Origin of the sequence: Arthrobacter sp. G119Y2 (assembly GCF_038069765.1) — a bacterium.
Taxonomy (GTDB): domain Bacteria; phylum Actinomycetota; class Actinomycetes; order Actinomycetales; family Micrococcaceae; genus Arthrobacter_B.
The window spans coordinates 160,147-174,277 of record NZ_JBBPFS010000001.1 but is presented as its reverse complement, the minus strand read 5'-3'; the positions used below and the strand labels follow the sequence as shown (position 1 = coordinate 174,277).

The window sequence follows — 14,131 nt, the reverse complement described above, 5'->3', positions numbered from 1 at the left end:
ACCTTCCGCCGAGGTGGCAGAAGATGCCGCTGTGGGAGCTCGGAAGAGCCCTTGCTGCTATTTCGCGGTGAGGGCGGGGTCCGACTTTCCGAAGCTGCGCAGCCGCAGCGAGTTGCCTACCACCAGCACGGAGCTGGCGGCCATGGCGGCGCCGGCAATCATCGGATTCAGCAGCCCGAGGGCTGCCACCGGAATGCCCACCGCGTTGTAGAAGAAGGCCCAGAACAGGTTCGTCTTGATGGTGCTCAGCGTCCGCCGTGACAGTTCGATGGCGGTGGCCACCTGTCCCAGATCGTTGCCCATCACGGTCAGATCCGCAGCCTCGATGGCGACGTCGGTACCCGAGCCCATGGCAATGCCCAGATCTGCCTGCGCCAGTGCCGGTGCGTCATTCACGCCGTCGCCGGCCATGGCCACGGTGGCGCCCTGCGCCTGGAACCGCTTCACGGCTTCCACCTTGCCCTCCGGTCGGACGTCCGCCAGTACGTCCTCGGGGGCGATGCCGACGGCCTCCGCCACCCGGGCTGCCACCACGGCATTGTCCCCGGTCAGCAGCACCGGCCGCAGCCCCAGGGCCCGCAGCCGGGCGATGGCCGCCACCGATCCGGGCTTCAGGTTGTCCTGCAGGCTGATGATTCCGGCGGCGCGGCCGTCCACCGCGACGAGGACCGCGGTGGATCCGGCTTCCTGCTCGGTCCGGAGCAGGTTCCGCGCGTCCTCCGCCAGTGAAATGCCGTTCTCTTCCAGCCAGCCCGGGCGGCCGGCGACGACGGCACGGCCGTCAACGGTGCCCCGGACGCCTCCGCCGGGCGCTGAATCGAAGTCGGTCACCGCGGGGAGGACGCCGTTGCCTTCGGCGTCCCGTCCGGCGGTTTCCAGGGCTGCTGCTGCGATGGCGACGGCGATGGGGTGCTCCCCCGCCGCTTCAACGGCGCCGGCGAGCCGGAGCAGTGCGGTCTCATCCTGGTCCGGATCGAAGGCCAGGGTCCGGACCACTGAAAGACGTCCGTCGGTGACCGTTCCGGTCTTGTCCAGCACGATGGTGTCCACGGTCCGCGTGTCCTCCAGCACCTGCGGGCCCTTGATCAGGATGCCCAGCTGGGCGCCGCGTCCGGTACCGGTGAGCAGGCCCACCGGGGTAGCCAGCCCCAGCGCGCACGGGCAGGCGATGACCAGCACCGCGACGGCGGCGGTGAAGGCGCCCTGCACGTCGCCGGTGAAGACCATCCACAGGACGAAGGTCAGCACCGCAATGCCCAGGACGATGGGGACGAAGACTGCGCTGATGCGGTCCGCCAGCCGGGCAATCGGCGCCTTGCCGGTCTGCGCGGCGCTGACCATCCGGCCCATCTGGGCCAGGGTGGTTTCGCTGCCGACCCGCGTGGCCCGGACCAGCAGCCGGCCCGAGGTGTTGACGGTGGCGCCGGTAACGGCGTCGCCGGGCCCAACTTCCACCGGTACGGATTCACCGGTGATCAGGGAAGCGTCGACGGCGGAACGCCCGTCGGTGACGACGCCGTCGGCCGCGATCTTCTCGCCGGGCCGGACCACGATCATGTCCCCGACCTGCAGCTGATCGGCCGGCACCCGGACTTCGGAGCCGTTCCGCAGCACTGTGGCGTCCTTGGCGCCCAGGCTGAGCAGCGCCTTCAGCGCGTCCCCCGCGCGGGCTTTGGCATTGGCCTCCAGATAGCGGCCCAGGAGCAGGAAGGTGACCACAACCGCGGCCACCTCGAAGTAGAGGTTGGCATGGCCGGCTTCAGCCGTCCCGCCCATGTCCGCCATTCCCGCATGGGCCGTCAGCGACGGATCCGCGGCCAGCGTCACCAGCGAGAACAGATAGGAAGCGATCACACCGATGGACACCAGGGTGTCCATCGTTGACGCCAGATGGCGGGCGTTGATGGCCGCGGCCCGGTGGAACGGCCACGCGGACCAGGTGACGACCGGCAGCGACAGCAAAGCGGCAAACCAGCCCCAGTTGCTGAACTGCAGGGCAGGAATCATGGAGACGAAGAACACCGGAACAGTCAGGACAGCGGCCAGGATCAGCCGGGGACGCAGGCTTGCGGCGGTTCCGCCGTGCGACATGTGGTCTTCGCCGTCACCGTGGTCTGAGCCCGTTCCGCCATGGGCCAGATGGTCCTCGCCGTGCATGCCGTCTGCCTGGCCGCCGTCGTGCTCCCGGCCGCCGGCATGCTCGTCGTGCGCGGGGCGGAGGCGGGTCGCTCCCGCCGGGCGCACCACGTGCGCCTTGTAGCCGGCGGAATCGACCGTCTGCAGGATCTGCTCGTCGGACATCCCCTCGGGCACCGTCACCTGTGCAGATTCCAGCGGGAGGTTGACGGTAGCCTCCACACCGTCCAGCTTGCCGAGTTTGCGTTCCACCCGGCCGACGCAGGAGGCACACGTCATCCCCTCAATTTTCAGGTTGACGACGCGCTGCTGCGGCTGCTGAAGCAGATCTTCGGTACTCATAACTGCTGTCCTTCCGGAAATTGCGGTGCGGTGCCGGTGCGGCACCGGCGGTTAGGCTGAGGCTTCCACCACGAGGTAGCCCGCCTCGGCCACGGCTTCGCCCAGTTCGGCGGAGGTAAGGGTGCGGCTGGAGGTGACGACGGCGGTCGAGACCCCGCCTGCGTTCAGGTCGACGCTGACTGACTCGACGCCGTCAAGGGCCTCAAGTTCCTCGGTGACGGATGCGACGCAGTGGCCGCAGGTCATGCCGGAAATGTTGAGTGTGGTTTCCACGGGTTTCTCCTTGTTGGGTGTTTAGTGGTCGGCGTTTCGGCCTGGTTGATGTGTTGACGTTGCCGCCGCAGTGACTGCGGGCGTGCCTGCTAGCGCAGGAGGCGTCCGATGGCGTCAGTGGCTTCCTGGACTTTGGCCTGCACCAGGTCCGGATTGCCGGTGGCATCCGCTTCCCGTGCCGCATCCACTATGCAGTGGGACATGTGGTCCTGCACGAGGCCGAGGCTGACGGCATGCAGTGCCTTGTTGATGGCCGCCACCTGGGTCAGGATGTCGATGCAGTATTTGTCGTCCTCGACCATGCGTGCGATTCCGCGGACCTGGCCCTCGATCCGCCGCAGCCGCTTGAGGTAGGCATCCTTGTCCGTGGCATAGCCATGCGCGCCGGTGTGCTCCTTCGCGGCATTCCCCTGCAGGGAGGAGTCCTCCGCGGGTGCGGTGCCGTGTTCCTGAATCTGGGTCATATCTCGCTCCTCATGGTCAACTTGGAACCAACATATACCCCCTCGGGGTATATCGTCAAGTACCCCCTGGGGGTATGGTCGGGGCTTCCAAACCGGCGTGTGCAACGATGATCCGATGAGCGACGACGCGGATTTTCTGCTTGCAGGGCCCCGGGGACGCCGCCTGTGTCTGGAATTGGCGGAAGAACTGGACCCTGCGGTGAGAAGCGCCGTGTTCGATCTGGGCTATGAGCTTGACCCCGGAAAAGGAACGAGCCGTGTCCTCTTCGGCCTGATGGTGCCCGGCGACAGCGGCAGCGGCGGTGATGACGGCAGCTGCTCAGGCCCTGTTTCCCCCGAAGAACTGGCGGCTGTTCTGGCGGCCCTGAATCCCCCGGGTGTGGACGACGGACTGGTATGGCGCGCGTTCGAAACCGCAGTGAACAGCGCCAGGTACTGGCAGCCGCCGGAGGGCGAGGACGTGCTGGCGGCACTGCCGGTCATCCGCGAGGCACTCGTTCCTCTGGCAGCGCTGGTCATGGAAACGCGGGCCATGAGTCCGGGTGCGCAACCCCGCCTGCCCCGGCAGTGGGCGGTGGACTGGCAGAACCCGGACGCCCCGCCTCCGCTGGGACAGGACCCCCGGCAAAGACTGGCGGACTGGGGACGCGGCATACGCGCGGAGGAGCGGCGGGCGGCGGAGGCGGCGTACGGCCTGGACGCGAACGTGTCCGGTTCCTGGTGGTCCATCCCGACCGGGCTTCTCCGCAGTGTGGGACGGATTCCGGCAGGCCTCAACCTCGTTGAGGACGCCCTGGGCTGGCAGAAGGCAACCGCCATTCCCCTTCTGGGAGCAGGCAGGACCCTGGAGATCAACACGGAGACCGACTGGAAAGCACTCTGCTGCAGGTTCCCGCTCGATGTAACTGCCTCGCGGCGCCATGACTGGTTCCAGACCACCGGCCGCGACGGCCGGTGGGTGATCCCGGACTGGGAACAGGTGGCCGGGGAGTGGGACGCAGTCCATCTGACTGTCCGGGGTTATCTGGGCAATGCCGGCCGGGCGCTGATGATCGACGACGCGACGGCATCGGTGATTGCCGGCTGGGATCCGGACGAGACCATCTGGCTCACCGACGCCGTCCGGGAGACCGGCGGGCCGCGGCAGGAATGGCACCGCTCGGCACAGGACGGCAGCTGGACCCTGCGCACCTAGACACGGGCACCCCCCCTGCACAAGGGCGCGCACCGCTGGACCGGCGTCAGGGCAACCCGCGCAACCGGCTTCACGTAGTCTTGAGGGGTGGGTACCAATCAGCTTTCAGCCGCATCCGAGGACTATCTCAAGGTCATTTGGACCGCCCAGGAATGGACCGATGCACCGGTCACGGTTTCTGCCCTGTCCGCGCACGTGGGCAATTCGCCGTCGTCGGTCTCCGAGGCGGTCAAAAAGCTGACGGCGCAGGGGCTGCTGACGCATGCACGCTACGGCTCGATCACCCTGACCGAAGCCGGGACCCGCGAGGCAGTGGCCATGGTGCGCCGGCACCGGCTCATTGAGACGTTCCTTGTGGAGTACCTGGATTACGGCTGGGACGAAGTCCACGACGAGGCCGAACATCTGGAGCACGCGGTTTCCGACAAGATGGTCAACGCGCTCGACCGGCGTCTGGGCTACCCGGTGCGGGACCCGCACGGGGATCCCATTCCCTCCCGCGACGGCAGCTTTCCGCCCCTGGCCGCCGTGCGGCTGAGCGCCTGCGACGCCGGAACGGCCGCAACCATTGCCCGGGTCTCGGACACTGATCCGGAGCTGCTGCGCTACCTGGCCAATTTGGGACTGCACCTGGATGTGCAGGTGCAGGTGCTGCAGCGCCAGGCCTATGCTGGCACGCTCACGCTGGCAGCCTCAGGCGAACGCCTGGAACTGGGGCTCCCCGCCGCGCAGTCGATCTGGGTCCTGCCTGCGGCCGGCGGGGAGCAAACGCACTAAGGCTACGGCAGCACCTGCAGGTCGAAAACGACCTCGCGGTAGGTCGGCACGTAGCCGAGGCGCTCGTACAGGCCCAGTGCGCCCGACGGGTTTTCCGTGTCCACGCCGAGCCCGGCGCGTTCCATTCCGGATGCCTTGTACCGGCGCATGGCTTCACCGAGCATGGCCGGTGCCAGGCCCATCCCGCGCCAGTTCCGCCGCACGCCGAGCAGTTCGGTATACCCCTCGGTGTAGCCGTGGCGGTTCTTTCCCTCCGGGTCAAAGGAGGCGATGTTGTAACCGGCGATCTCCCCGGCGGCGGTATCCATTACCGCGAAGGTCCAGTCCGCACGGAAGTGCGGATGTTCGACGTTGTGCTGCCACCGTTCGGTGTCGCGCTCTTCACTGCCCCAGTGGTCCTGGAACGCCTCGTTGTGCGCCTGCCGCAGGGCCTCGGAAATCTCCTCGTTGAAGGTGACGTATTCCAGCCCCTCCGGGAGGGGAGCATCGGGAATGCCTGCATCCAGCGGCCGGGTCATCTCGGTGAAGTAGCGCACCACCTTGGCCCCTGCCGCGTGGAACAGTGCGACGTGCGAGGCGTTGTCTTCCTCCGCCATGAACCGCAGCAGGCCCTTTTCGTGCCCTGATTCCAGCAGCCGCTCGCGGGCACGCTGCTGCTGCCAGCGCAGCAGGGCGGTGCCGATGCCGCGCCTGCGCCACTGCGGGTCCACTCCCCCGGCCCCGTGGATCTTGTCCGACCCTTCGGTCCGGACCAGATATCCGTAGGCACGCGGAACGCCGTCGCGGTCCAGGCCCAGCAGGGTGTCACGGGCCGGATTGTCGCCGCTCGCGGAGAGAACGTGTTCCAGGTCGGCGCGCTGCTCGACATAGCCCGGCTTGTCCGCGGCGGCAATGCGCCGGATCAGCTCGAGCCAGCTGTCGACATCCTCGGCCGTAATGGCCCGCCAGCGAAGGCCGGTGGTGGGGGCTGGGATTTCAGGAGGCGCGGTAGTCATTTTCCCAGCTTAAGACACTCTCCCCGGGAGCTTCCTAACCCTGTGACGCGGCACATACCGCCCCGTCCAGGGCCAGGGTCCGTTCACACCACGCAGCATCGGCCGGATTATGGGTCACGACAACAACGGATTTGCCCCGCAGCCCGGCGGCGAGGTCAGCCATCAGCTGCTCCCCCGCCTCCGCATCAAGGTGCGCGGTGGGCTCGTCCAGCAGCACGACGTCGGCCTCGGTCAGGAGGGCGCGCGCAACGGCGAGGCGCTGGCGCTGTCCGCCGGAGAGGAAGTGCCCGCCGCCGCCCACGCGGGTATCCAGACCGTCCGGAAGTCCGGCAAGGAACGGGCCCAGCCCGACGGCGTCAAGGGCTGCTGCCATTTCAGCGTCACTCGGCGCCTGCCCGCGGTCGCGGGCCAGCAGCAGGTTGCCGCGCAGCGTGGAGTCGAACAGATGCGCTTCCTGCGGGCACCAGGCCATCCGCCGGGCCGCCGGCGGGAGGTCGGCGGCAGGAGTCCCGTTGATCAAGAAAGTTCCCTCCTGCGGAACCAGGAAGCCGAGCAGGACGCCCAGCAGCGTGGATTTTCCGCTGCCCGAACGCCCGGTTACGGCCAGCCAGCTGTCCGGGTACAGGTCAAGGTTCAGGTCCTTGAAGACCGGGCGGCCCTGGCCGGGATAGCTGTAGCTGACGCCGCGCAGTTGGACGGATTCCACGGCCCGGACGCCGGAGGCCGCGGGCTTCGCTTCGCCGAGGTTGCCCGTTTCGGCGCGGCCTTCCGCGTCAGGCGCTTCGAGCGGCTCGACGTCGTCGGTCCCCAGATCGGGCAGCACCTTGTCGCCCAGCGTCCGCCAGGCAGTGAACTGCTGGACGGATCCGTTGACGGCAATGAACGCTTCAATGAGCGCCAGCTGCATCAGGACAACGACGGCGGACACGGTGGCCGGCACGGACTCCGCCAGGGTCAGCATGTACAGCGCGCCGAGCGAGCAGGCCAGTGCGGTCAGGGCATTGGCGAACCCCTGCGCCCAGGCGCTGCGCCGGACGGCGGCGGAGGCGCGGGCGTCCAGTTCCTGCTGCCGGGCAAAGACCTCGGGTGCGCTGCTGTTGGCCGCCAGGTCCGGGGCTGCGGAGAGCAGCCGCGCCATGGCCGACATGGACCGGGACTGCAGCCGCACGGTTGCCGCGCGTGCCGCGGCATCAGCACCGTGGGCCAAAAGGGGAGCAATGACCAGACCGACCACGCAGATGGCAATCTGCGCAGGAAGCGCCTCCGGCAGCAGCAGGCCGGTCGCGATGCACGCGGCAACAGCCGTGAAGAACCCGGTCAGCGGGGCAAACACGACGCGCGGAGCAATGTCGCGCAGTTCATCAACGTCCCCGACCAGGCGCTCCAGGGCGCCGCCCCCGCGGGCCAGCCGGCGCCACCCCTCGGGGCGCTGCAGCAGTCCGTTCCAGAGCCGGATCCGGATGGAGTTGGTGGCGCGGAAGACAGCGTCATGCAGCTGCAGCCGCTCCAGGTAGCGCAGGATAGACCGGCCAATGCCGAAGAACCGGACCCCCACAATTGCGGTGAGCAGCAGCAGGATCGGCGGCTGCTCGAATGCGCGCACAATCAGCCAGCCGGACAGCGAGGTCAGGGCCACGGCAAAGAGCGTGGCTCCGGTGCCCAGGAGCAGGGCCAGAAGGAACTGCCGGCTCCACGGGCGCAGAACCATCAGGTTCTTCCAGAGCGGCTGGTGCACCGGGTGCGTGCCGGTTTCGTCAAGCTCCTCCTGCCAGCGGGCAGCTGCGGGCGCGGGGGCGAGCACCGCGGAAGCGTCCGGTGCGGCAGCCGGGGAGCCCGGGGCGGCATCCAGCGGGGCGCCGGTTCCAGCGCCGGTTTCAGCCGGAAGTGTCCCGGAAAGGTCCGGCCCGTCGAAGGCGTCGGTGCCCACCGGAATCAAGCGGTCGGCGATGGACGCCGCCGCCCGGTCATGAGCCACCAGCAGGACGGTCACCGAACCCCGCAGGCTCTCCAGCGCACGGATAACGGCGGCGGCGCTGCGGCTATCCAAGTGGGCCGTGGGTTCATCGGCGAGCAGGATGCGCACCTGCGGCTGGGACGCAACGCGGGCCAGGGCGCGGGCAACGGCGACGCGGCGCTGTTCACCGGGACTCAGGTCAGCGGTGCGGGCCTCCAGCAAATGCAGGGAATCGATCGCGGCCAGCGCATCAACCGCTGCCCGGCGGCCTTCCGCTCCGTTTCCCAGCCCGGAGTACAGCGCGATCTCTGCTGCGGCGGTCTCTTCCACGAGCACGGGGTGCTGGGGAATCCAGGCAATGCCGGCCCGCTCGACGCCGCTGACGGAACCTTCGAGGGTGGTGTCCCCGCCGCTGCGGCGGAGCCCGGCGAGCGCCTCCAGCACTGAGGTTTTGCCCGTGCCGCTGGCGCCGGTCAGCGCGGCGATACTGCCGGCGGGCACGGAAAAGCTGAGGTTGCTGACGGCCGGTGCGGGGCGTCCGGCATAGCGTATGGTCAGCCCCGAGACGGTCAGTCCGGTTCCGGCCGGAAACTCTGCGCTGCCTTCCCAGTGCGGGGCGTTGGCGGGAACCAGGGGTACGGCAGCGGGGGCGTCCAGGACCGAGTTGGTGCGTTTGAGCGCTTCGAGCCCGTCTTCGCTGGCGTGGTGGGCTGTGCCCAGGTCCCGCAGCGGCTGGTAGCACTCGGGCGCCAGGATCAGGGCCAGCAGGCCCAGTTCCAGGGACATGGACCCGTTCACCAGGCGCACGCCGATCACCACGGCAACCAGCGCCACGGAAATGGTGGCAATCAGTTCCAGCGCCAGGGAGGACAGGAAGGCCACGCGCAGGGTTTCCAGGGTGCGGGTGCGGTAGTTGTCCGCGACATCACGCAGCGCACGGGTCTGGGCACGGGCGCGGCCAAGGCCGACAAGAACCGGCAGGCCCTTGGCGAGCTCGAGCATGTTGTCCGAGAGCCGGTTCAGGGCGTCGACGGCGGCCGCGGTCTTGTCTCCGGTGTGCAGCCCGATCAGGATCATGAACACCGGAATCAGCGGCACGGTCAGGACCACGATCAGCGCGCTCAGCCAGTCGGCGGACAGGATGCGCAGTCCCACCAGCAGGGGTACGACGGCGCACGTCACCAGGGCGGGCAGGTACTTCGCGTAGTAGTTGTCCAGGCCGTCCAGCCCGCGGGTGATCAGTACGCTCAGGGCGCCGCTGCCCATGCCCGGGGCGCTCCCGCCGTCGTCGAGCACCCGGGAGGTCAGCGAAGCGCGCAGCTCCTCCTTGACGCCCGCGGCGGCGCGCTGGGAGACGGTTTCGGTTCCCCAGACCGCCACGGAGCGCAGGACGGCACCGGCAATGCCGTTGGCCAGCACCCAGCGCCAGTCCGGCCCGCCGGTGGCCAGCCCGGCAACGCCGGCAGCAACCCCGGTGGCCAGCAGCACCAAACCGGCGGCCTTGACGGCGGCCAGCAGGCCCAGCAGATACAGCGCGCGCCGGCTGGCGGCGCTGACGGGAAGCACCGGTTTCATTGGGCATTCACCGTGTGGGCGGCGGGGATGGATTCAGCGGTAATGCGCTTGCGGAACACCCAGTAGGTCCAGCCCTGGTAGAGCACCACCAGGGGCAGGCCGAAGAGGGAGACCCAGGAAATGACGGTCAGGGTGTAGTCGGAGGATGACGCGTTCTCCACGGTGAGGCTCCAGGCCGGGTTCAGCGTGGAGGGCAGGACATTCGGGTACAGCGCAGCGAAAATCGTGAAGACTCCGGCGACCAGGAACAGGCCCATGTAGGTGAAGCTCCAGCCGTCCCTGCCCCGGCGCGCCATGGTCCAGGAGAGCACGGCGGCAACCACGGCAATCACCAGCGGAATCAGGGTCAGAGCCTTGCCGTACTGCTGCTGCACCACAATGGCCCAGGCGGCCATGGGCAGCACACCCAGCGGCAGCCAGCGGACGACGGCGCGGCGGGCCCGCACCTCAATGTCGCCGCGGGTCTTCAGCGCCAGGAACACGCAGGCGTGGACCAGGCAGAAGGCAACGACGGCGAGCCCGCCCAGGACTGCGTATCCGTTGAACCAGGCAAAGGCCCCGCCCACCCGGTCGCCGTTTTCGTTCAGCGGCAGGCCGGTGGTGGTCAGTGCCAGGGCGGCACCGACCCCGAAGGCCGAGATGAAGGATCCCAGCGCCATGCCCCAGTCCCAGCGGCTGCGCCAGCGGTCGTCGTTGTGCTTGCCGCGGTATTCGATCGACACGGCCCGGAAGATCAGGCCGAGCAGGACAAACACCAGCGGAATGTACAGGGCCGAGAACAGCGCCGCGTACCACAGCGGGAAGGTGGCAAAGGTCATGGCGCCGGCAGTGATGAGCCACACTTCATTGCCGTCCCACACCGGGCCGATGGTGTTGAGCATGACCCGGCGGTCCTTCTCGCTGCGGCCCATGAGCTTCATGAGCATGCCGACGCCGAGGTCGAATCCTTCCAGAAAGAGGTATCCGGTCCAGAGGAAGGCCAGGACGATGAACCAAAGGGTGGGTAGCGAAATCACTTCTGTGCTCCAGACTGCTGAGTGGGCAAAGCTGAGGTTAGTAGGCAAAGCCAAGGACGTCGTCGGGCTGCTTGGTCTTGCCGCCGCCGGAGCCGTCGCCGTTGGAGCCGTCGCTGCCGGTTCCGTCGTCACCGCCGGCGGAATCGAGGCCGCCGGAGGAACCGCCGTCGTGCCCGTCGCCGTGCAGGAGTTCGGGCATCGCGGCCGGAACTCCGCCGCGGGTGAACTTGAACAGCAGCTTCACTTCCACGATCAGCAGTGACAGGTAGACCAGGACAAAGGCCGCAAGCGAGAACAGCAGCTCCGCCCGTGAAACCCCCGGAGACACTGCCGCAGCGGTGAACATAAACACCTGGTCGATGCCGGTGAAGCTCGGGTTGGGTGCCACGACAAACGGCTGGCGACCCATCTCGGTGAAGATCCATCCGGCACTGTTGGCGCCGAAGGGAGCAAGGATGCCGAACACGGCCAGGCGCATGAGCCACTTGGACTGCGGAACGGTCCCCTTGCGGGTCACCCACAGTGCTGCCGCCGCCGCGGCCGCGGCAATGCCGCCGAAGCCGATCATGAGGCGGAAGCCCCAGTAGGTCACTGACATGACGGGCAGGTAGTCGATTTCGGTGCCGGCCTGCTCGCCGTACTTGGGATCGTCCGGAATGTGCGTGCCGTACGCTTCCTGGTACTCCGGGATCAGTGTGTTGACGCCCTTGACCTCGGTGTCGAAATTACCGTTCGCCAGGAAGGACAGCATCCCGGGAACCTCGATGACCGCGGTGACGTCGTCGCAGTTCTTGGCTCCGACGTCGCCGATGGAAAGGACGGAGAAGGAGGTGCCGTCGTGGCAGGCTGCCTCGGCAGCCGCCATCTTCATGGGCTGCTGCTCGAACATGAGCTTGCCCTGCAGGTCACCGGTCAGGGCCGTGCCGGCGAAGGAAACCATGGCGACGACGGCGCCGATCCGCAGCGACTTGATCCACACGCTGTAGTCGGTCTTGTCGCGGCCGGTTTCCGGACGGGAGCCAACGGTGACGGTGCCGTCGTCATTGACGGTGTCGATGCCGTCCCGGCGCCGCTTCCAGAGGTGGAACCAGGCGATGCCCAGCAGGAATCCGCCGGCGACGGAGAGGGCCGCGGTGATCTGGTGCGGGAAGGCCACCAGCAGCGTGTTGTTGGTCAGCACGGCCCAAATGTCATTCAGGACCGGCCGGCCGTCGACCATTTCCACGCCGACGGGGTGCTGCATCCAGGAGTTGGCGGCCAGGATGAAGTAGGCCGACAGCACCGAAGCCAGCGTCGCGATCCAGATTGAGGCCAGGTGGATTTTCTTCGGCAGGCGGTCCCAGCCGAAGATCCACAGGCCCAGGAAGACGGATTCAGTGAAGAAGGCCAGGAGTGCTTCCAGCGCCAGCGGTGCACCAAAGACGTCACCGACAAAACGGCTGTATTCGCTCCAGGCCATGCCGAACTGGAATTCCTGCACGAGGCCGGTGGCCACGCCCATGATGAAGTTGATCAGGAACAGCTTGCCCCAGAACTTTGTCATCCGCAGGTATTCGTCTTTTCCCGTCCGGACCCACATGGTCTGGAGGGTCGCGACCACCAGCCCCAGGCCGATAGTCAGCGGCACCATGAGGAAGTGGTAGACCGTGGTGATGCCGAACTGCCAGCGGGCAATGTCGAGTGCTTCCAAGGGAGGATTCCTTTAGTCGGACCAGAGTTCTACAGAGCGTAGAAGTCGTTTCTAAAACTGATCGTAGAGCACTTCCGAAAAGTTTTCTACGTGATGTAGAACTAACGGCGAAAAACCTGTACATTTAGACACACCACACCTCTCTTTCGTACCCCGGTCGCAATGCCACACGGCGCACCGCGGCGGACAGCGGAGGCTACTGATTTGCATGATGTGAAGGACGGGACACGGATGGCCACCCTCGGCGAGCTGGAACGGGCAACAATGGATCTCCTGTGGGAGTCCCCGGAGGCGGCCAGCGCAAACGAACTGCGCGAAAAACTGGCGCAGGCCAATCCGGAGGCAGGCACGGGGACCGGCAAGGGACTGGCAGTCACCACCATCCTCACTGTGCTCTCACGCCTCGAGAAGAAGGGCCTGGTGGAACGGGAGCGGAACATCCGCCCGCACCGCTACCGCGCCGTCACCACCAAGGCAGAGCACACAGCCGAACTGATGCATGAAGTCCTCGGATCGGTGAGCGACCGGGAGGCCGTGCTGGCCCGGTTCATCGGTTCCGTTTCGGTCACCGAGGCCGAGACCCTGCGGCGACTGCTCGGCGGCGCCTGACCCGGTAGCCCCAGCTACTCTCCGCCGCGGTGTTTTGGGCCTCATATTGCCTGGCTGCGCTGGCCCTCGTGCTGGCGTGGCCGGTTCCCATTGCCCTGTCCCGGGCCAAATGGCCCGCACGGTCCCCCTTCACGGCCATGGTGCTGTGGCAGGCCATAGCACTGGCCGGCGGCCTGTCCATGATCGGGTCGATGCTCACGTGGGGTCTCGAGCCCATCGGCGACAACCTCGTCTCGGCCCTGCACGGACTCTGGAATATCCTGCTGGACCGGTCCCCGGCCACAACCCTGGGACTGGTGCATGTCTTCGCCCTGAGCGCCGCCCTGCTGCTGAGCATCCACCTGGTCTTCACGCTGCTGCTGACCTATTACCGGATCCGCCGCGGCCGCCGACGGCACCGCGGCATGCTCACTCTGCTGAGTTCCCCCTCGGCCACGCGGCCGGCCACACTGGTCATCAACCATCCCGCGCCGGTGGCATACTGCCTGCCCGGCGGGGCGCGTTCCGTCACGGTCCTCTCGGACGGACTGCTGGAGATGCTCTCGGACGAAGAGCTCTCCGCCGTCCTCATCCATGAGAAGGCGCACCTGTCCCAGCGCCACCATCTGCTCCTGTGGGCGTTCGCTGCCTGGCGGGCCGCCCTTCCCTGGCTGCCGACCTCGCAGCTGGCCCAGCAGTCCGTCAACGAACTCATTGAGATGCTTGCCGACGACGAGGCCCTGCGCACGGTGAAGCCCGAAACCCTGATCCGCGCCGTCGCCATCGTGGGAACCGGCGCACAGCCCGCGGAAGGGGGCCTTCAGGGCACCGCGGCAAAAGCGCAGGACGCTTCCGCTTCCCTGCTGGCCGGCCCTGACGAGCAGGAGCAGCTGGGCACGGTACGGCGGCTGAGCCGCCTGCTCACTCCGCTGCCGCCCCTGCCGGCCTGGCAGCGGACCGCCGTGCTCATCATCTCGGCACTGCTGCTGGCTGTTCCCACGACCCTGCTGATAGCACCGGGCATCCTTTAGCCGCCGCCGCGGTGTTCGGCGTTATGACCGGCCCCGGGGCGCTCGGCCCGGGGCGCGGGGTGTTCGGCGTTCGACGACCGGCCCCGGGGCGCAGG

11 protein-coding genes are annotated in these 14,131 nt (G+C 67.7%); 4 read left to right on the top strand and 7 right to left on the bottom strand.

All coding sequences use genetic code 11. From position 1 onward, the window contains the following. Positions 1-57: 57 nt before the first annotated feature. The 3 genes from WKB88_RS00805 to WKB88_RS00795 all read right to left on the bottom strand — a co-directional run bounded on the left by WKB88_RS00805 (position 58) and on the right by WKB88_RS00795 (position 3,215). Positions 58-2,478 carry a heavy metal translocating P-type ATPase gene (locus WKB88_RS00805; RefSeq protein WP_341392646.1) on the bottom strand — a complete coding sequence of 807 codons (2,421 nt, stop codon included), beginning with the start codon at positions 2,476-2,478 and terminating at the stop codon, positions 58-60. A 51-nt stretch (positions 2,479-2,529) separates the two neighbouring features. Next, entirely contained in the window at positions 2,530-2,751 is a 222-nt protein-coding gene (locus WKB88_RS00800) for a heavy-metal-associated domain-containing protein (protein ID WP_341392645.1), read from the bottom strand. 89 nt (positions 2,752-2,840) lie between these two features. After that, complete coding sequence (locus tag WKB88_RS00795) at positions 2,841-3,215, bottom strand: metal-sensitive transcriptional regulator (RefSeq protein ID WP_341392644.1); 375 nt, start codon at positions 3,213-3,215, stop codon at positions 2,841-2,843. A gap of 115 nt (positions 3,216-3,330) precedes the next feature. Between WKB88_RS00795 and WKB88_RS00790 the strand changes: the two genes are divergently transcribed. After that, the gene (locus tag WKB88_RS00790; RefSeq protein ID WP_341392643.1) at positions 3,331-4,410 is read left to right on the top strand and encodes a hypothetical protein; all 1,080 of its coding nucleotides are present in this window, start codon (positions 3,331-3,333) and stop codon (positions 4,408-4,410) included. Positions 4,411-4,497: 87 nt separating this feature from the next. Beyond that, on the top strand, positions 4,498-5,187 hold the full coding sequence (locus WKB88_RS00785; RefSeq protein WP_341392642.1) for a metal-dependent transcriptional regulator: 690 nt from the start codon (positions 4,498-4,500) through the stop codon (positions 5,185-5,187). 2 nt (positions 5,188-5,189) lie between these two features. On the opposite strand, the gene WKB88_RS00780 is transcribed toward WKB88_RS00785, so the two are convergent. Genes WKB88_RS00780 through WKB88_RS00765 form a run of 4 tightly spaced genes read right to left on the bottom strand, consistent with a single transcriptional unit; the run spans position 5,190 to position 12,417 of the window. Further along, a complete protein-coding gene (locus WKB88_RS00780) occupies positions 5,190-6,182 on the bottom strand; it encodes a GNAT family N-acetyltransferase (protein ID WP_341392641.1) in 993 nt (330 codons plus the stop codon). 34 nt (positions 6,183-6,216) lie between these two features. Further along, entirely contained in the window at positions 6,217-9,711 is a 3,495-nt protein-coding gene (gene cydD / locus WKB88_RS00775) for a thiol reductant ABC exporter subunit CydD (RefSeq protein ID WP_341392640.1), read from the bottom strand. Continuing rightward, on the bottom strand, positions 9,708-10,727 hold the full coding sequence (gene cydB / locus WKB88_RS00770; protein WP_341392639.1) for a cytochrome d ubiquinol oxidase subunit II: 1,020 nt from the start codon (positions 10,725-10,727) through the stop codon (positions 9,708-9,710). Before cydB ends, cydD begins: the two co-directional genes overlap by 4 nt. 37 nt (positions 10,728-10,764) lie before the next feature. Beyond that, complete coding sequence (locus tag WKB88_RS00765) at positions 10,765-12,417, bottom strand: cytochrome ubiquinol oxidase subunit I (protein ID WP_341392638.1); 1,653 nt, start codon at positions 12,415-12,417, stop codon at positions 10,765-10,767. Positions 12,418-12,648: 231 nt separating this feature from the next. On the opposite strand from WKB88_RS00765, the gene WKB88_RS00760 reads away from it, so the two are divergent. Both WKB88_RS00760 and WKB88_RS00755 read left to right on the top strand, forming a co-directional pair. After that, on the top strand, positions 12,649-13,026 hold the full coding sequence (locus WKB88_RS00760) for a BlaI/MecI/CopY family transcriptional regulator (protein ID WP_341392637.1): 378 nt from the start codon (positions 12,649-12,651) through the stop codon (positions 13,024-13,026). Positions 13,027-13,055: 29 nt separating this feature from the next. Next, positions 13,056-14,036 (top strand): M56 family metallopeptidase, encoded by a 981-nt coding sequence (locus WKB88_RS00755; protein WP_341392636.1) that lies wholly within the window; start codon positions 13,056-13,058, stop codon positions 14,034-14,036. Positions 14,037-14,131 lie beyond the last annotated feature (95 nt).